The sequence below is a fragment of the Acidithiobacillus sp. AMEEHan genome (genome assembly GCF_030996345.1).
Classification (GTDB): domain Bacteria; phylum Pseudomonadota; class Gammaproteobacteria; order Acidithiobacillales; family Acidithiobacillaceae; genus Igneacidithiobacillus.
This window is the reverse complement of record NZ_CP118747.1, coordinates 782,001-798,356: the sequence shown is the minus strand read 5'-3', so window position 1 is coordinate 798,356 and position 16,356 is coordinate 782,001. Positions and strand designations below refer to the sequence as shown.

The 16,356-nt window shown below is 55.0% G+C and carries 19 protein-coding genes; 7 read left to right on the top strand and 12 right to left on the bottom strand.

Annotated features, from left to right (window positions below; genetic code table 11):
• Position 1 precedes the first annotated feature (1 nt).
• From accC to ORD17_RS04155, 4 genes are read left to right on the top strand one after another with little or no spacing between them, the layout of a single operon-like run.
• Entirely contained in the window at positions 2-1,348 is a 1,347-nt protein-coding gene (gene accC, locus ORD17_RS04170; protein ID WP_308389630.1) for an acetyl-CoA carboxylase biotin carboxylase subunit, read from the top strand.
• Positions 1,345-2,247, top strand: coding sequence for a 50S ribosomal protein L11 methyltransferase (prmA, locus tag ORD17_RS04165; protein WP_308389629.1), 903 nt, complete (start codon positions 1,345-1,347; stop codon positions 2,245-2,247). Before accC ends, prmA begins: the two co-directional genes overlap by 4 nt.
• Positions 2,222-2,866 carry a zinc-ribbon and DUF3426 domain-containing protein gene (locus tag ORD17_RS04160; protein WP_308389628.1) on the top strand — a complete coding sequence of 215 codons (645 nt, stop codon included), beginning with the start codon at positions 2,222-2,224 and terminating at the stop codon, positions 2,864-2,866. Before prmA ends, ORD17_RS04160 begins: the two co-directional genes overlap by 26 nt.
• Before the next feature lie 26 nt (positions 2,867-2,892).
• Positions 2,893-3,123 (top strand): helix-turn-helix domain-containing protein, encoded by a 231-nt coding sequence (locus tag ORD17_RS04155; RefSeq protein ID WP_308389627.1) that lies wholly within the window; start codon positions 2,893-2,895, stop codon positions 3,121-3,123.
• Here the strand turns inward: ORD17_RS04155 and ORD17_RS04150 are convergent.
• Positions 3,105-3,758: a transglycosylase SLT domain-containing protein gene (locus ORD17_RS04150; RefSeq protein WP_308389626.1), complete on the bottom strand. Its 654-nt coding sequence runs from the start codon at positions 3,756-3,758 to the stop codon at positions 3,105-3,107. The genes ORD17_RS04155 and ORD17_RS04150 overlap by 19 nt on opposite strands.
• A complete protein-coding gene (locus ORD17_RS04145) occupies positions 3,755-4,168 on the bottom strand; it encodes a ClpXP protease specificity-enhancing factor (RefSeq protein ID WP_308389625.1) in 414 nt (137 codons plus the stop codon). The genes ORD17_RS04150 and ORD17_RS04145 overlap by 4 nt, the downstream gene beginning before the upstream one ends.
• Positions 4,169-4,345: 177 nt before the next feature.
• Between ORD17_RS04145 and ORD17_RS04140 the strand changes: the two genes are divergently transcribed.
• From ORD17_RS04140 to ORD17_RS04130, 3 genes are all read left to right on the top strand, one after another.
• Complete coding sequence (locus ORD17_RS04140; RefSeq protein WP_308389624.1) at positions 4,346-5,020, top strand: hypothetical protein; 675 nt, start codon at positions 4,346-4,348, stop codon at positions 5,018-5,020.
• A 70-nt stretch (positions 5,021-5,090) separates the two neighbouring features.
• Positions 5,091-6,509 carry an NAD(P)/FAD-dependent oxidoreductase gene (locus tag ORD17_RS04135; protein WP_308389623.1) on the top strand — a complete coding sequence of 473 codons (1,419 nt, stop codon included), beginning with the start codon at positions 5,091-5,093 and terminating at the stop codon, positions 6,507-6,509.
• Between the two features lie 18 nt (positions 6,510-6,527).
• Complete coding sequence (locus tag ORD17_RS04130) at positions 6,528-7,247, top strand: glycosyltransferase family 2 protein (RefSeq protein ID WP_308389622.1); 720 nt, start codon at positions 6,528-6,530, stop codon at positions 7,245-7,247.
• On the opposite strand, the gene fabG is transcribed toward ORD17_RS04130, so the two are convergent.
• From fabG to ORD17_RS04080, 10 genes are read right to left on the bottom strand one after another with little or no spacing between them, the layout of a single operon-like run.
• Complete coding sequence (gene fabG, locus ORD17_RS04125; RefSeq protein WP_308389621.1) at positions 7,244-7,963, bottom strand: 3-oxoacyl-ACP reductase FabG; 720 nt, start codon at positions 7,961-7,963, stop codon at positions 7,244-7,246. The two genes, ORD17_RS04130 and fabG, sit on opposite strands and share 4 nt — an antisense overlap.
• Entirely contained in the window at positions 7,960-8,391 is a 432-nt protein-coding gene (locus ORD17_RS04120) for a hypothetical protein (RefSeq protein WP_308389620.1), read from the bottom strand. The genes fabG and ORD17_RS04120 overlap by 4 nt, the downstream gene beginning before the upstream one ends.
• Before the next feature lie 12 nt (positions 8,392-8,403).
• A complete protein-coding gene (locus tag ORD17_RS04115; protein WP_308389619.1) occupies positions 8,404-9,213 on the bottom strand; it encodes a beta-ketoacyl synthase chain length factor in 810 nt (269 codons plus the stop codon).
• Complete coding sequence (locus ORD17_RS04110) at positions 9,210-10,406, bottom strand: beta-ketoacyl-[acyl-carrier-protein] synthase family protein (protein WP_308389618.1); 1,197 nt, start codon at positions 10,404-10,406, stop codon at positions 9,210-9,212. Before ORD17_RS04110 ends, ORD17_RS04115 begins: the two co-directional genes overlap by 4 nt.
• Positions 10,403-11,596, bottom strand: a complete 1,194-nt coding sequence (locus ORD17_RS04105; RefSeq protein ID WP_308389617.1) for a hypothetical protein — start codon at positions 11,594-11,596, stop codon at positions 10,403-10,405. Before ORD17_RS04105 ends, ORD17_RS04110 begins: the two co-directional genes overlap by 4 nt.
• Before the next feature lie 8 nt (positions 11,597-11,604).
• Positions 11,605-12,291, bottom strand: coding sequence for a hypothetical protein (locus tag ORD17_RS04100; protein WP_308389616.1), 687 nt, complete (start codon positions 12,289-12,291; stop codon positions 11,605-11,607).
• Positions 12,288-14,615 (bottom strand): MMPL family transporter, encoded by a 2,328-nt coding sequence (locus ORD17_RS04095; RefSeq protein WP_308389615.1) that lies wholly within the window; start codon positions 14,613-14,615, stop codon positions 12,288-12,290. Before ORD17_RS04095 ends, ORD17_RS04100 begins: the two co-directional genes overlap by 4 nt.
• Positions 14,605-15,207, bottom strand: coding sequence for a LolA-related protein (locus ORD17_RS04090; RefSeq protein ID WP_308389614.1), 603 nt, complete (start codon positions 15,205-15,207; stop codon positions 14,605-14,607). The genes ORD17_RS04095 and ORD17_RS04090 overlap by 11 nt, the downstream gene beginning before the upstream one ends.
• Positions 15,191-16,093: an acyl-CoA synthetase gene (locus tag ORD17_RS04085; protein WP_308389613.1), complete on the bottom strand. Its 903-nt coding sequence runs from the start codon at positions 16,091-16,093 to the stop codon at positions 15,191-15,193. Before ORD17_RS04085 ends, ORD17_RS04090 begins: the two co-directional genes overlap by 17 nt.
• Complete coding sequence (locus tag ORD17_RS04080) at positions 16,090-16,350, bottom strand: hypothetical protein (protein ID WP_308389612.1); 261 nt, start codon at positions 16,348-16,350, stop codon at positions 16,090-16,092. The genes ORD17_RS04085 and ORD17_RS04080 overlap by 4 nt, the downstream gene beginning before the upstream one ends.
• Between the last annotated feature and the right edge of the window lie 6 nt (positions 16,351-16,356).

Below are 16,356 nucleotides of genomic sequence, written 5' to 3'. Positions count from 1 at the left end.
GATGTTTGGCAAGATCCTGATCGCCAACCGTGGCGAAATTGCCCTGCGGGTGCAACGCGCCTGCCGTGAGATGGGAATCCGGACGGTAGCGGTACACTCCGAACCGGACCGGGACCTCATGCACGTCAAGCTGGCCGATGAGTCGGTCTGCATCGGTCCGGCAGCTTCGGACAAGAGTTACCTCAGTATCCCAGCAGTGATTGCCGCGGCGGAGGTGACCGACGCCGAGGCGATCCATCCCGGCTTCGGTTTTCTTTCAGAGAATGCCGATTTTGCCGAGCGCGTCGAACGTAGCGGCTTTACTTTCATTGGTCCGCGTCCCGAGAGCATTCGCATGATGGGTGACAAAATCGCCGCCAAGGCCGCCATGCGCAAGGCTGGGGTTCCGTGCGTGCCGGGCTCCGACGGTCCTCTGCCGGAGGATCCTGTCGAAATCCAACATCTGGCCCGAGAGATTGGTTACCCAGTGATTCTCAAGGCGGCCGGTGGTGGTGGTGGGCGTGGTATGCGCGTGGTGCACACCGAGGCGCATTTGCTGAATGCCGTCAGCCTGACCACCGCCGAGGCGGCTCGTGCCTTTGGCAACCCTGCCCTCTACATGGAGAAGTTCCTTGAGACGCCGCGGCACATCGAGTTTCAGGTGCTTTGCGACGGCCATGGCAATTGTATTCACCTGGGCGAGCGCGATTGTTCGGTGCAACGTCGTCACCAAAAGGTCATCGAAGAAGCGCCTGCCCCGGGGATCAGCACCGAGCAGCGTCGAACTATGGGCGCTACGGTCGTGCAGGCGTGCCAGGACATTGGCTATCGTGGTGTCGGGACCATCGAGTTCCTCTATGATCCCGTCGCCAAGACCTTTTACTTCATCGAAATGAACACCCGCGTGCAAGTGGAGCATCCGGTGACGGAGCTCATCACCGGTATCGATCTCATCAAGGCGCAGATTCGCGTCGCTGCCGGAGAAAGGCTCTGGCTCACGCAGGACGACGTGCAACTGCGCGGGCATGCCATCGAGTGTCGCCTCAATGCCGAAGATCCCGAGCGTTTTGTCCCATCCCCCGGTCAGATCACCGCCTGGCACCCCCCGGGTGGTCCCGGGATTCGGGTTGACAGCCATATCTATGCTGGCTACCGGGTGCCGCCATATTACGATTCGATGATCGGCAAACTGATTGCCAGCGGCGTCGACCGGGCGGAGGCCCTGGCGCGTCTGCGCAGTGCCCTACGCGAGATCAATATCGAGGGCATTCATAGTAATATCGCCCTGCATCGGCGGATCGTCGAAGATGCCCAGTTTGCCGCTGGCGGAGTGCATATTCACTACCTGGAGGCATTGCTCGACCTATGACCCCCGCATGGTGGCAGCTCCATCTGCGCGTGCCGGGTCAGGACCTGGCGGGAGTTGAGGAGCAGCTGCTGGCGGCAGGTGCCGAGGCGGTGAGCTGGCTGGAGGATGATGCGGCGGCCCCCGTCTTCGTCGATGGCGAAACCTGGCCGGTCAGTCAGGGCGAGGCGCTATTCCCCGGCACCCAGGAGGGGCGCGAGGCCATCGAAGGATTGCTGGCGCAGCCAGGCTGGCAGCGCTTTGCGCCGCGCGTCGAGGCGCTGGCGGAACAAGACTGGGTGGCGCAAATCCAGGCAGCGTTTCCGGCCCAGGCATTCGGACGACTCTGGGTGGCGCCACACTGGGCAGAGGTTCCCGCCGATGTCCTACTTTTGCGCCTGGATCCCGGGCGCGCCTTTGGTACTGGCTCGCACGCGACAACGGCGCTGTGTCTGGAGTTTCTGAGCGACACCATTGCGGGTGGCGAGACGGTACTCGACTATGGCTGTGGGTCGGGAATACTGGCCATTGCCGCTCTGCTGTTGGGTGCGGAATCTGCGCTCGGGGTGGATACCGATCCGGTTGCCTTGGAGGTCGCGCGTGAAAACGCCGCAGAGAACGGCGTGGCCGAGCGACTGTCGCTGTGCTTGCCGAAGGAGGAGAAAGCGCGGCAATATGCGCTTGTCGTCGCCAATATCCTTGCCGCGCCGCTCATCGGTCTCGCACCTCTTCTGGCGCAGCGGGTCGTGCCGGGGGGCCGCGTTGCGCTTTCCGGCCTGCTCCATGCGCAAGAGGAATCGGTGCGCGCAGCCTACGCCCCGTATTTTTCCTTTGCCCCAGGCAAGCGGCGCGAGGATTGGTCACTGCTGATTGGAGAACGTTTGCCAGGAGGGCAAGATGGAAGTCCAGTGCCCGCGTTGTGAATCGACTTTTGCAGTAGAGCCGCTATCTCTACGGCAGCATCAGGGATTGTTGCAGTGCAGCGTCTGTGGCGAGGTGTTTCGCGTGCCCATTGCCGCACCTGCCGTGGCCAAGTCTCTTGAGGCCGAATCTGCCCGCCGCGGCGGTATCGGTCGCTGGTTTTTGCTGGCGATCATTGTGTTTCTGTTTTTGGTCTTGGTCGTGCAGATTCTTTGGTGGACCCGCAGTTATGCCTATCTGGCGAGTTCTCCCGTCATTCGCAACGTGATCGTTCAGGCGGCAAATGGCCTAGGGGTCGAGGCCCCATGGCCGGGACCGAATCGCGAAATCCAGATCGTGCAGAGCACAGTTACGCCCTTGCCCAACCACCTGGCGTTGATTCGTGGTCAACTGGAAAATGGCTCAAGGATGGTACAGGCCTATCCGCAAATACAGGTAGTACTCAGCAATGCCTATGGCTCGACGATTCGTACCCTGACCTTCGCCCCTGACAAGTACCTGCCCGGAAATGTGCTGCCCCGTGATGGGTTTGCTCCCGGGCACAAGGTGTCCTTCGCTCTGCAGGGTCCCCAACTGGAAGCGGCGCCCGGCTATCAGGTCACGATCCTGAGCCTGCCGTGATGGAGAGTCCAGCCTCAGGCACGGAGATGCCGAGTCTGCGTGATTGCGTTTTACATGAGGTGGGACGCTATTTTGCCGATTTGGGATCGGAAACGCCGCAAAACCTGTACCAAAAAGTCATGGAAGAGGTCGAGCGCGCCCTACTGGAAAAAGTGCTGCTACAACATGCCGGTCAGCGCGCCAGTGCAGCTCGAAGCCTGGGAATCAACCGCAATACGCTCAGCAAAAAGATCCAGCATTACGGGCTGGAGATCTGAATCACCGGCTTTATCCAGCGCGTGCTGGCCTCCTGGGGCGGGGTGCCGTCGGCGAACTTTTGATAATACTCCATAACCTCGGGTACGTAGTTTTGCGTCTCTTGGAATGGTGGAATGTGGTAGCCTGCCTGGATCACCGCCTGACTGCCGGCGTTGTAGGCCGCCAGAACCAGACGCAGGTCGCCACCAAATTTACGCATCAGGTCCGCCAGATAGGCAGCGCCGCCGCGGATGTTTTCGGCAGCGTCGAAAGGATTTTGCACGCCAAAGCGACTCGCCGTGGCCGGCATCAACTGCATCAGACCCATCGCTCCTTTGCTCGAAACCGCGCCCGGATTGAATCCGGACTCCACGCGAATCACCGCATTGAGCAGTGCTGCGCTCAGGCCGTACTGCTTTGCTGCGGCCGTGACAAGGGGTTGTAATTCGCTGCGGGCGATGGGATTGACGTGCTGTCTGGCGATGTGCGTCGCCATCTTTGGCGTGCGCATGACGAGACGATATTGTTCTTTGTGTTGCGGCAGATTGGTGAGATGGATGACGCCATCGCTTCCCGTGTATGCGTAAATGTCGGCGTGCGCTGAACTGCACAGCAACGTAAAGCAGATGAGCGCCAGTATCCGCCGTCGGGTCATTTGATGACTCGCAAACCTGGTCTTTGCGACGCCGGCTTGTCACTTTTCGGCGCCGGTTCCGGCGCGGAAGGGGGCGTGGCTGGTTCGGGAAAGCCCATCCCTTCCTGGGTTTCGGCGGCGTAAATGGCTAGCACTGCGGCCATTGGTACGGCAATGCGACGGGCCACGCCAGCAAAGCGCGCCTGAAACTGAATCCAAGAATCGGCCATTTGCAGGCCCACCACCGCCGCGGGAGAGATATCGAGAACAATACGACCGTCACGATCATAACCTGAGGGCACCTCGACGCCGGGATAATCGACCTTGACGACGATGAAAGGGGAGAAGCCCTGCTCCACACACCAGGCATGAATGGCGTTCAGCAAAAAGGGCTTGGCGGATTCTGGTAGCAACTGCATCCCTCGGTTCACGATTGGCTCCCTGAGTAAATTAGAACAGATGCCAAGTATGACAAGCTTGGCGCCAAGTTGCAGCCCTGCGATTATCTTCTATAATCCCCAGTGTCATGAAGATGCCGGGAGTTCGCGGAATTATCATTCCACGAACTGAACGGTGCGGTTTCTGTCGCAGACACCACTGGAGTGTGTATGAAGGGATTTTCTCAACGTCGTAGAGCGATAACCATAGCCGCTGCCCTCGTGATTTCGGCGGGACTCGCGGGATGTGCGACCACGCCAACGACAACGACCAAAATGGCCTATGTCGTATATAATGTGAAACCAGCCGCGGGGGTTGGGTACCAACAAGTGGTGCACGCCTTCGTATCCGGAACAAAAGAATATCTATCTAACGCCAGCGTGCAAGAGAACCCACCTCCGTATCCCTTACCCAAAGAGCCGGGGCGCTTTCGTTATGAACAGCTTTCGAATGTTTCTGGAATGGGAGGATTGTCTGCCCTAGCTTCAATGTCTGGTGCTGTGATGCCGGATATTGTTAGCTGCCCTGGTGCCTCGGTTACAGCAAGAGGCGTGGACAACAGTTTTCACCGCTATGGCAAGAATTCAACTTATACGTTCTGTCTATATCCTTACGATGGGGGCTACCAGGTCGACGCGATCGGTTCTTATACGAGTCAGTCGGGATTTTCCTCTAATCCTGACGTACTTGGTGCGGAACTCGGCGGAGTGTTTACCAAAGCTGTTGGACTGGGGTCTCCTTCCAAGTTTATCGAAGATACCTTTGGCAATATCAAAAGCTCCCTAGAGAAGACTGGCTCCAAAGTCACGGTCGTAGATTCTTTTGATCCGTTTTCTACCAACTGAATAGCTGCGTCAAAAACGAGAATCATGGCGGCCTGGATGGAGTCGTCATGGTTCCGGCTTGTATCGATGAATGGAGGGTGCCGCCAAAAGCTCTGCTTCTGGCTCATGCGTCATCGGAAGAGGCTGGCTGTGGCCTGAAAATCATCTTTCCTGTAACATCGGCGTGAATCCAAGCGTGGTGGTTCTGGAGAGTGACTTGATGAATCAGCAGGGAGATACCCAGTCGGTTGACGCTGATGTCCTGGTAATCGGTGGTGGACCTGCAGGGTCAACGGTGGCCGCCTTGCTCGCCAAGAAGGGTTGGCGAGTCATGTTGTTTGATAAAGATCAGCACCCGCGCTTCCATATTGGGGAGTCATTGCTTCCGCAAAATGTGCCGCTCCTTGACCGGCTTGGGGTTCTGGAGCAGGTGGAGGCCTGCTCCATGGTAAAATACGGAATTGAGTTCGTTTCTCCATTTCATGGCAAAAAGGTTCAATATGAATTCGCCAAGGCTTGGGGGCGACGTTTTCCCCATGCCTTTCAGGTGAGGCGATCCTCCTTCGATCACATCCTGTTGCAAAATGCTAGCAAAAGTGGCACGCAAGTCTACGAAAGTTGCCAAGTGAAATCCGTTGAACTTCACTCTGGGATGTTCCCTGAAGTGATTACCGAGGATGTCGATGGTCGGCAACACCATTGGACGGCGAAGTATATTGTCGATGCCACAGGTCGCGACACCTTCCTAGCTTCGAAGTTTGGTGCCAAAAAACCAAATCAACGTAATAAGAGCGCCGCAATTTTCGCGCATTTTTCTGGCGCTCAACGCTTGCCTGGTAAAGCTGAGGGCCATATTACCATCGTGTGGTTCGCTGAAGGATGGTTTTGGTTCATTCCTCTGGCGGACGGTATCACCAGCGTCGGTGCGGTTTGTTCCCCGGAATTTCTGAAGACCAGGAAAACCGATTTGACAAGCTTTTTTTATAGTATAATTGCCATGTCTCCGGAGATCAGCAGTCGCTTGCAAGATGCAACGATGGTAGGAAAAGTATCCGCAACCGGGAATTATTCATATACTTCGTCGATGGCGAGTGGGTCCAATTATCTGATGGTTGGCGACGCCACCGGCTTTATTGATCCGGTGTTTTCTACAGGGGTATATCTGGCGATGCGTGGCGGCTTTTCCGCGGCGGAGACTATAGATACCTGTCTGCGTCATCCGGAGCGCAGCAAGGCCGCTATGCGGCGTTACGAGGCTTCCATTCGCCATGCGATGGGCGCGTTTACGTGGTTTATTTATCGCATTCGTCAGCCGGCCATGCGTAACCTTTTCATGTCGCCTCGTAATACCTTGCGGATGGAGGAGGCGGTTTTGTTTCTTTTGGCGGGGGGCGTTTCTGGGGGTTGGCAAGTGAGCCTTCGTCTATATTTATTTCGCGCCATCTACTATGCGACCAAATTTTCTCATTTCCTTAGAGGTGTTCACAAGACCTCTGCTTCACCTGGATGAGGCACTGCCGTGGAGCGGATGAAGCTGGTCTTAATCCCTAGCTACAATTCCGGCCCAAAACTTTATGAAACCGTAGTCGGCGCTTTGCAGAACTGGCAGGACGTTTGGGTGGTCATTGATGGCAGCGATGATGGTAGTGATCTGCCCCTCTCTCATCTGGATGCAAATGGCTTACGTATCATTCGGCGCGCTGTCAATGGCGGAAAAGGATCAGCGATATTGGATGGCCTCCGTACGGCCCAAGAATGTGGTTTTCACGATGTCTTGATCATGGACGGTGATGGTCAGCACCCGGTCGCAGAAATTCCGTCGTTCATGACTGCTGCAGAGCAGTGTCCAGGCGCCATGATCCTGGGGATCCCACGCTTTGATGAGGCAGCGCCAAGGATACGGGTTTGGGGAAGAAAGATCTCCAATTTATTGGCGCGCTTGGAATCTGGGGTTCCGATCGGTGACGTTCTGTTTGGGTTTCGCGTATATCCGGTGCAAGAGCTCCGTGCCGTTATGGAATCAAGCCGGCATATGCGTGGTTATGATTTTGATCCAGAGGTGGTCGTGCGATTGAGCTGGCGCGGAGTTCCATGGCATCACCGGGTAGTGCCGGTTTATTATTTTAGTGCCGAGGAAGGAGGAATATCTCATTTTCACTACCTTCGTGATAATTTACGCTTGGTAGCCATGCACCTGCGCTTGTTATCCTTAAGACTTTTGCAATGCATTGGCGTCGGGCGTCGTTAAGTCATGGCGCCATTCACCTGAATGAGTTGGCCGGATACGTAACTCGCCTGCTCCGAGGCGAGAAACGCAACTACGTTTGCCACCTCCTGCGGGGTCCCTGCCCGTTTCATGGGGACCAGGCGTTGTATCGCTTCGTCGGAAAATAGTTTGCTGGTATTCGGTGTGGCAATAATTCCCGGCGCTACCGTGTTCACCGTGATCCCACGACTAGCAAGCTCCAGCGCCAAAGTCCGCGTCGCTCCGTGTAGGCCCGCTTTTGCTGCTGCGTAATTGGCTTGGCCGCGATTTCCCACAACCCCTGATACAGAAGAGATATTGATAATTCTACCCCAGCGTGTGCGGATCATCGGGAGGAGTAACGGCTGAGTAACATGGAAAAAGCCATGCAGCGAGACGTTTATTACCTGCATCCATTGCTCTGTCCGCATACCGGCCAACGGCGCATCATCATGAATGCCGGCGTTGTTTACCAGAATCTGTATCGGCGTCTTCTGTAACAGGTTTGTGAGCGCCGACTGCGTCGATTCCGCATCCGTGACATCAAAATATATCGTTTCTGCAGAGCCACCGGCACTCTGAATTTGTCTTACCACCGCTATCGCTTGATCCGGATGGGAGTGGGCATGAACATGAACATGATTACCCGCTGACGCCAGGGCATTGGCAATGGCCGCACCGATGCTACCGCTGCCGCCGGTTACCAGTGCGTGCCTCAAGGATGGTCTCCAAAGATCACCATTGCCAAACCGCTGACTCGGGGGTTCGCGGCGGCGCTAATGAGAAACGAGTAGCGGGCGCCGGCGATGGAGCTTTCGTGGCGACGAACCAAAATTTGCAAAGGCCCTAGTGCGTCGGTGAGGACGGGTGCTTCAATGTGGACATTGCGTAAGCTGACCAGATAGCCGGGTGACGGGCTTTCAGCCAAAGATGCTGTAAGGGCTCCGTGCAACGCCATTGCTTGCGCTGCAATTTCTATGGCGCTTGCAGTGCCGAAGGTGGCGTCGCAGCGCCGCAAAGGGTTATTCGCGTGTTGATAACGTTGTGAAACTGCAGACAAAGTATCGGCATCCCACTCCAGCACCTCGTCAAGAAGGCACATCTCCCCGGCGTGCGGAATATGTCGCAAAATTTGCTCTCGTGCCATGCCGCCCATCGTCTACTTTTCCCCCAGCGAATTGATGAAGGATATTTCGAGAGGCAAGGAGTATCCGGGCAAGTAGTCCAAGACTACCACTTGCGGCTGCTTTTCCGCTAGGGCACACAGCAGTGGTAAGCACCTCGCCGCCGGAGTGTGACGCCGCAACACCTCCAAAGACGGATTAGGAACGAGGGTCGGCTCTGTCTCGGTGCCGGTTGCCATACTGAGGCAGGCGACACTCATTGGTGACGGCGCCGATGCCAAGACGAAAGCGATGCCGAAGAAGGGGGCACCTATCGAGCGGATATCCCCCAATGGCGCTGGATAGGGCATGTCATACGCGATGAGTAGGGCGGCACCACTGATCTGCGCTTGCGCCCCAGCTTCCAGCAATCCCGCCGCAAAGCTGCCGTCATATGCACAAACGCTGGTGGTAGCCTGGTGAGACCCGGTTGCAATGCTCCAATAGCCTGCGCACACATTATGCACGGAGTTGTGAAAATGAGTTGGAGAGAGTGCTGGTTCCGCATCAGCCAGGGTACACATGATTTCGTGAATCGTATTCCCTTCGCCGCCAGATGAGGCAAAAACCGCTGGGAGCTGGGCCGGGTTCCTTTGGCTGCTGGTGAGCGCCTCCAAGCCGACAGCGAGCGCTACCCGCACGATCTCCGGCGCTCGACGCCGCTCGTTGCTAGGCAGGAGGGTCGCCATGGGCAGTGGGGTGAGTGTGCCTTGATAGGGGATGATCCCCGCCAGCACATCTTGGCTCGCCGGCCAGCCGCTGAGACCTGGAGCCAGCAGGCCGATGCCCTCTATGAACAGTTTCATTCTCCCGCCTGCCCGAGTATGACGCTACAATTGACGCCGCCGAATCCGAAGGTATTACAGAGCACGTGCCGCACGGACGCCGTTTGTCCAATGCGTTGGTAGTTTATAACAAAGTCCGGGTCGATAGTGCGGGTGTGGGGACTGCCAGGGATGAACTGTGCGCGCAGTGCCAGTGCTCCAAAGATTACCCCCAACACCCCCGATGCACCGAGGGTATGGCCCGTAAACCCTTTACTGGAACTGCACGGTACGGTTTTGCCGAACAGGCTGGATACGGCTTTGTCCTCCGCAGCATCGCCAATGATCGTTGCTGTTCCATGGAGGTTGATGTAGTCGATTTCTTCTGCGCACAATCCTGCGGCATGCAGAGCGTTTTCCATAGCTTTGCGTGCTCCTTCGCCCTGGGGGTGAGGAGAAGACATGTGATAGGCGTCGGAGCTCTCACCCACGCCGAGAAGGCGAATGCTCCTGTCATGATGCCCGCCATGTGGTCTTTCCAGAAGCACGAAACCCGCGCCTTCGCCTATGGAAATGCCGTTGCGCTCGGCATCGAAAGGACGACAAGGACCTTCTGCGATGACTCCTAAGGCATGGAAGCCGAACAAGGTGGTGCCGCATAGGGTATCTACACCGCCGACCAAGGCGGCGTCACATACGCCAGCATCGATCATGCGTGCAGCACTGGCAAATGCTTTGGCGCTCGCTGCACAGGCGGTGGAAATGACATACGATGGTCCCTGCAATCCAAGAAATTCACGCACAAAGCGGCCGAGCGCATAGGTATTATGGGTCTCGGCATAGTGCAAGGTCTTGGGTAAAGCGCCGGTTACCGGATCCCTATGGCGATATGCCTGTTCGGTTTCCAGTATCCCAGAAGTGCTGGTTCCCAGAAATAAACCAATACGCGATGGATGATAGCGACGTTTCGCGCCCTCGACTGCATCCATCAGATCGTCTTGGAGCAATGCTCGCAAAGCAAGGCGATGATTGCGGCAATCATATGCTGACCATGGATCGGGTAATACCGAGTCCGTCAGACCATCCACTTGCCCAGAGTAAGCAGCAATCGGGAGAGGGATGAGCGGTTTTGCCGTCAAGCCGCTATGACCCATTCTCAAGTTGGCTAGCGTTTCCTGCTGGCCGGCCCCGATGGGAGAGACGACGGAAAAGGCAGAAAATACCAGGCCGGTCATGTTGCCTCCTCAAGATATCGAAGGATTCGCGAGGCCTCCCCCCGAAAACGTATGATATGGGCGTTGTAGCATTCTCGCAAATCTTCCTCTATATGCTTTTGGAAATATTGTGCCCGAGAATAAATGTCAACGAAATGAGTTAGATTATCGCGGAGTTGGGTATAGCGGAGACTTTTAAAAATTCTCTTCAGGTGAAACCGATAAGGGCCCCAGAAAGGGTTATCGTAGAAAATCAATTTCAAGTTTCTGTATACATCGTAAATATCGTTTGGCAATATTGCGGGCTCAAATATGGTGAGTGCTCCAGGCTTCGTTGGCAAACTACCCCAGCGCAACAGGCTGCTTCGAACGTTTGCATCGGTCAGAAGAGATTTGGCATCGGTCAGGGGCAAATCGTTGGTACGCAATACCAAGTCTACAAAAGTATTTTTTGGTACGGGAAATCTGAATGCTGCGCGCACCGCCCATTGCCCAGTTGGCCAGGCAGGCCAAATCCCGGCTTGTGCCAAGGCGTTATGAGCGACATGGACACAGTTGTCATTAAAGAGTTTCCACGTATATTGTTTCGATCCCTCGCGGTAGGGATGATTGAGCATGTTTAGGTAATTCACCACCGCTTCCATCTGCTCGCGATCTAATGGTACACGAGCGCAATATGCATCCCGGCCAAAGCGGACAGCGAAATCCGTTGCGATCGACAGCTCGTACATGTAGTCTTGTGTTGACATCCCGCGAGGCTTGTTGTTTAAGAATTGGGAATGAAATTCTATGCCATCAAGTATGCCAAAGGCTTTTGCCTGCTCTTGGGTGTGAAGATAGTTCTCATGGGTTAAAGGCTCGCCCACACCGAGTGTGCCCCGCATGAAGAAATCACGACCTTCTATGGCGATCCAATTGGCATTGCGATAATGTTCGTTGACGCTAATGCCGGCCCCGACCGTTGCAGGAGACTCGTCTTCGCCGCAAACCTGGAGCAGGGGATAGCCGTTAGCCGTCCGATCCACTTTGACGCCATTCAGGTACAATACCGAGTGGCCTCCGATGCCGCTGCTCAACTCGATGCCAACACCAGGCTTCTTGCGGAATTCCGAGAGAGCGGAAAATTCCGCATAATAAGGAAAAAAACTCGCATAGTTATCTTGATCTGGGTGCTTTCCGAGCTCTCGTGCGCGATTCGTGATGTTGTCCATAGGGTTCATCAGATGCCGTTTTGCAGGAAAGGTGAGCGGCTGAGAAATTCGTACCAAAGATTTTTCCACGTCGGCCAGTCATGGCCACCATCTTGCTCACAGATATTGCCAGATGGTAAATATCTTGCCAATAACTTTGCGCCAGAACAAAATCGGTCCTGACGTCCGTAGCCTAAATATAGTTGAGGGTTTGTGCCTTGCTTCTTTTTCAGATGCTGCGCTACCCATTCCAGTATCGATTGCTCCGTATTCGTCATCCCTATCCGGTCGAGCGGGAATTCAAATCCGCCGGCATTCGACAGCGCAGCCACGGTTCCCCGCGTCCCGATAAACGGGGCTAGCAAGAATATTCCGGTGACGTATCGCCAGTATATGCTGGAATATAGGAGTGCACCCATGCCGCCCAAAGAGATTCCTAATAGCCAAATGCGTTGGTAACCCTGATTGAGTGCGGGCAGGATCGCGTGTTCATGAAGCACGCTGGCCATGGTCTTGTCTTCCAGGTATATTCCGAGTTCAAATTCCAATGCCACAATATCTATTGGGCAAGTCTGGCTCTGCACTGGCGAAACCATATCGTGGGTAAAGAAATCCGCCGCATGCATGCCGGCACCAGGGAGCATGATCAGAAGCACACGGCCATCGCCAATCTCGGGCGATAGATACTCTAGGCGTGCGGCGATGGTTTCCTTCATGCGATCTCCGGTGCTTTTGGCAGGCTTAGAAGGGCTCCGGCAATCAGGCTGAGAAAGGTGCCGAGCGCTACAGTCACGCCAATATCATGAAGCACAGGAATGTCGGAGAAGCCCATCAGCCCATAAGCGCCAACCGTGCATAAATTGGCCAGTACGATGGACGTTATAGCGCGTTCCCAAAGTGGGTCCCCCGGCACGGCACGCTCAAAAAACAAACAATAGTTCGATCCCGTGGCGACGGTTAGCACAAAGCCCATTACAATGAAAATATTCAGTTTCGCATCGCCGAAGGTTACTATCGCAGCCGTCAAGACCACTGCCAACGCGAGCGGCACCGCAACTTTGAGCGTCCGTCGTATGGAACGTAGTCCCAGCCACAACAACGCGAGGATCGCTAAGCTACCGACGATGGCAAGCATTATCGCTTCGTGCTGGAAGGTCGCGAGGAGAGCTGTACTTTGCTCCTGTAGGTCCACCAGTTCAATCTTCCTGGAAGCTAGTGTTTGTTTAATGATTCGAGGCTGCGAGACGCCGAATAAGGGTGCGATAACCACCCACTGTGTCCGATAATGGACCAGCATGGAATCAAAGCGTAGTGCCAGCGCAGGTGGTAAATCGTCTGGCGTCAAGAGCGGTGCTTCGCGAGCTGCTGCCACATCCTTGAGAAACGGTGAGAATACTCCAGGTCGAAAAGGTAGACCCACCAATGCCTGACGTAAACGAGACCGGAGGATGGGTTCGGACGGCAGTGCAGCTCTGCGCGCCCGTTGGGTCGCATCGCTGGGGAGCACGTTACTGGGCAGATCGAAAGATCTTATATGGTTCTGAGTCTGTAAATGGCGCAGCAATGGCTCTAGCTCTTCACTTTTCTGTAATGCCTGCTGAGCACTTGCGGCAGAAAAGACCGCAAAGTAACGTTGCTTAGGTATCCCTAACTCTTTGCTAAGTCGTGTATTTAGTTCTTGGGCCGCTGGCGGAATAGGGCTCAGATTCATCAGGTTTTTGTCCCAAGTCACACCTCGATAGGCGAACAAAATCAGTGCCCCGGCGGCGACCGCCAGCAGGAAGATGACGCGGACAGGTCTGCGGTGCTGAATCAACCATCGCACAGGACGCGCAATGTTTTCCGCTCCTACCGCTTGAAACTGATGCGGAACCAAAGGCGGCAGAACGTAACGTGTAACCAACACAGAAGTGACTAATCCGGCAATCGAAAATAACCCCAACTGTGTAAACCCAGAAAAACTTGAGGCTAACATGGCGGAAAATCCGACGATCGAGGTTAAGGCTCCTAGTCGTAAGGTTGGCCAAATTCGTTTCAAAGTATCGTTTGTGTCTTCCCGACGACTGGTTTGTGTAAACAGGTAGGTAGCATAGTCTAGCGCTTCGCCAATCAGGGTGATACCAAATCCTAGGGTGATGCCCAACACGTAGCCAAATTGGAGGGATACAACCGCAATCCCAATTATTGCGCCGCTGATTATCGGTAGTAATCCGAGCAGGAGCATGCGGGGAGAACGATAGGCATAGATCAACAATAAAACTACGCCGAGTATTGCCAGTGTAGATAATAGGGTAACATCGTGTTGAATGATATCGCGTGTCTGTACGCCAAAGACACCAGGCCCGGTAAGGCGGATCCGAGTTTCTCGCGCACCGGCGGTAGTGCTGCGGATCTGATCAAAGCGGGTCTGTATGAGCTGGATATCGCGCTGTTGCGCATCCAGATCGAAGCCAAACGCGTGGGTGTGAACTAGCAGTAGCGCTGCATCACCGTTTGCGGATGTCCATACACCATGTCGCAACGCCGGGCCCGATCCAGATACGCGTAGATTTGTCATTATCCCTAGTACGGCATTTGTAGGGTCGGCGGCGAGGCTTTGCGACAGCAGAGGGCCCAAGTTGCTTGCCAGTAACCCAACATCGTGTTGCAAAGTATTATGCAATGTCGCTACGGTAAACTGCGATGGGATTGTGGTTGGACTGAGAAGGTAACGATTTTTCCACACAAATTGCTGCAGCGGCTCAGTTGATTGGGCATCACCATTCATCACATCGATAAAATGAGGACTTTTGCGCAGCGCCTGAGCTAATTTCTGGCTGAGGGTCGCCAACACCGGTGTTGGGGCGCCCTGTATAGATAATAACAAAAGACGCGAGGCTGCCCCGCCGTTCACTTGGCGTTCCAAAACTCGCTGCGCCAGCGGCGCGGAGTGTGGGAGAAAATTGGTCATCTTAGTGCGATAGGCACTGGTTATGTCCACGGCCAGGCCAATGATTAGTAGGATCCCCCAAAGTATCAGTGCCCAGCGATTAGTGCGCAAGCGTAATCGTCTCCGAAATCAGCATGTTCGTGACACTGCCAGTAGGGCTTATGGTTTTCATTCGCGTTAGGCGGCGGCCGTCGCCGTAGATCGTCATACTTTGCACCAATTTTTTTACATTTTCTGATCGCGGTAGGAGTTGAAGTTCCCAAGCGCTGCGAGATCCGTCGAGCCTAACGATATACAATTGCTTCAGTGTCGTTTCGTTACCCGAGAGAACCGCCTGTATTCCACCTATCAGACCACTGATTTGTGGTGCGTCAGTAACATTGAATACCTGTGTCTGATCATGGGGGCCGCCGCTGATCGTAATTCGTTGATGGTCAAGAATGAAGGTTTCATGTATCGGAGCGAGCGTCACCTTGACCAGATAGTCAGGGGCCTTGTAGCTCAGTACGCCGGTGCTGGTGAGTGGCTTAGATAGCAACGGCGAGGTCTGCGTTTGGGTGAAACTCGCAGACGCCGATTTGACCTCGGCCATTTGTTGCAGGAGTGTCTGCAGGTCCCAAGGGCCGGTCTGGGCCCCGGCTGGCCAAGGAGCCAGGCACAACAACCCAAGAACCCCAATGCGGGCTTTACAACCAGAAGTCATAAAAATTGAACCAATTGAACGGAGCATCACGGCAATAAAACTCCAAACGTTGGACATACCGACGCATGACCTCATCTATCCAAGCCTCCATGTCTGGGGGACGCTGTGTAAGGGCGGGGGCCAATTGCTCGAAGTATACCTCATAATCTCCACCCCCTCGGTACACGCTGGCCATCAGGACGATGGGCCGTTGCAGTAGCATTGCCACGCGAAAAGGGCCTTTGGGGAAGGCTGCCTTTGCCCCTAAAAATGGACAATGGGCCAAGTCTCTCCCATCAACATTGCGATCTGCCAAGACGCCGATGAAGTGTCCACGTTGCAAGCGATCTGCTACGGTAATGAGGGAGTCTAGACGTCCGAGGCCAATGACCTCCGCCGCCAGTCGGGGGTTTATTGCGCCCAGAACTTCACGAATTTTCTGCGCGTTTTCTTCATACATCAGCAAACTGATGGGTAGGTCCGCGCGCTGGCGACCGACCGTTCGCGCAACCTCGAAACTACCGAAATGTGCGCCGAATAACATGCATCCACCGCCTGTAGCTTCAATATCTTGCAGCAGATCTTCGTTATGAACAGTGATAGCAAACCACTGCTTCTGGTCATTCAACAGAAAGGCACGATCTAACAGGCAAGCAGCAAAGGTCAGAAAATGTTGAAAAACTTCCCGGGTTCTTGCCGGACGCCCAAACACCCGCGCCAAATAGGCGCGGGAAGCTTTCCTGGCATCGGCAGCGAAGAGCATGAAATACAAACAAATTGGGTACAAGAATAGGCGCATCAGAGGACGACCCACGCGCAACGCCACCCAGACATAAGCCTTGATCAGTGGCAGCGCGCCAAGCTCACGGCGATGGACCCATTCTTGCCTTCTTACCTCGCTTCTCATTTACTTTCCAAGGTGCCAGTCAATACCACCTCACCTCTGTCATAGCAGAAAAAGTGGATTTGACCTTCCTCCCGCGATTGCCAACGTAGCTGCAGCATTGCGCCGGGACGCACGATTCGCAAGAATTTTACGCTACGAATCAGGATGGGGCCGGGCACCGGCAATGTTTCTAGGATCCGATCGAGCATGAGAGCCCCAGGAACGATGGGATTACCGGGGAAATGCCCTGCCACGCTTGGATGGTCTGCGGTAAGCAAGATTTC

Excerpts from the sequence above, each read along its gene's own strand:
- accC (WP_308389630.1), top strand. The coding sequence starts at position 2 with ATGTTTGGCAAGATCCTGATCGCCAACCGTGGCGAAATTGCCCTGCGG.
- prmA (WP_308389629.1), top strand. The coding sequence starts at position 1,345 with ATGACCCCCGCATGGTGGCAGCTCCATCTGCGCGTGCCGGGTCAGGAC.
- ORD17_RS04160 (WP_308389628.1), top strand. The coding sequence starts at position 2,222 with ATGGAAGTCCAGTGCCCGCGTTGTGAATCGACTTTTGCAGTAGAGCCG.
- ORD17_RS04155 (WP_308389627.1), top strand. The coding sequence starts at position 2,893 with ATGCCGAGTCTGCGTGATTGCGTTTTACATGAGGTGGGACGCTATTTT.
- ORD17_RS04150 (WP_308389626.1), bottom strand. The coding sequence starts at position 3,758 with ATGACCCGACGGCGGATACTGGCGCTCATCTGCTTTACGTTGCTGTGC.
- ORD17_RS04140 (WP_308389624.1), top strand. The coding sequence starts at position 4,346 with ATGAAGGGATTTTCTCAACGTCGTAGAGCGATAACCATAGCCGCTGCC.
- ORD17_RS04135 (WP_308389623.1), top strand. The coding sequence starts at position 5,091 with ATGGAGGGTGCCGCCAAAAGCTCTGCTTCTGGCTCATGCGTCATCGGA.
- ORD17_RS04130 (WP_308389622.1), top strand. The coding sequence starts at position 6,528 with ATGAAGCTGGTCTTAATCCCTAGCTACAATTCCGGCCCAAAACTTTAT.
- ORD17_RS04120 (WP_308389620.1), bottom strand. The coding sequence starts at position 8,391 with ATGGCACGAGAGCAAATTTTGCGACATATTCCGCACGCCGGGGAGATG.
- ORD17_RS04115 (WP_308389619.1), bottom strand. The coding sequence starts at position 9,213 with ATGAAACTGTTCATAGAGGGCATCGGCCTGCTGGCTCCAGGTCTCAGC.
- ORD17_RS04110 (WP_308389618.1), bottom strand. The coding sequence starts at position 10,406 with ATGACCGGCCTGGTATTTTCTGCCTTTTCCGTCGTCTCTCCCATCGGG.
- ORD17_RS04105 (WP_308389617.1), bottom strand. The coding sequence starts at position 11,596 with ATGGACAACATCACGAATCGCGCACGAGAGCTCGGAAAGCACCCAGAT.
- ORD17_RS04100 (WP_308389616.1), bottom strand. The coding sequence starts at position 12,291 with ATGAAGGAAACCATCGCCGCACGCCTAGAGTATCTATCGCCCGAGATT.
- ORD17_RS04090 (WP_308389614.1), bottom strand. The coding sequence starts at position 15,207 with ATGACTTCTGGTTGTAAAGCCCGCATTGGGGTTCTTGGGTTGTTGTGC.
- ORD17_RS04085 (WP_308389613.1), bottom strand. The coding sequence starts at position 16,093 with ATGAGAAGCGAGGTAAGAAGGCAAGAATGGGTCCATCGCCGTGAGCTT.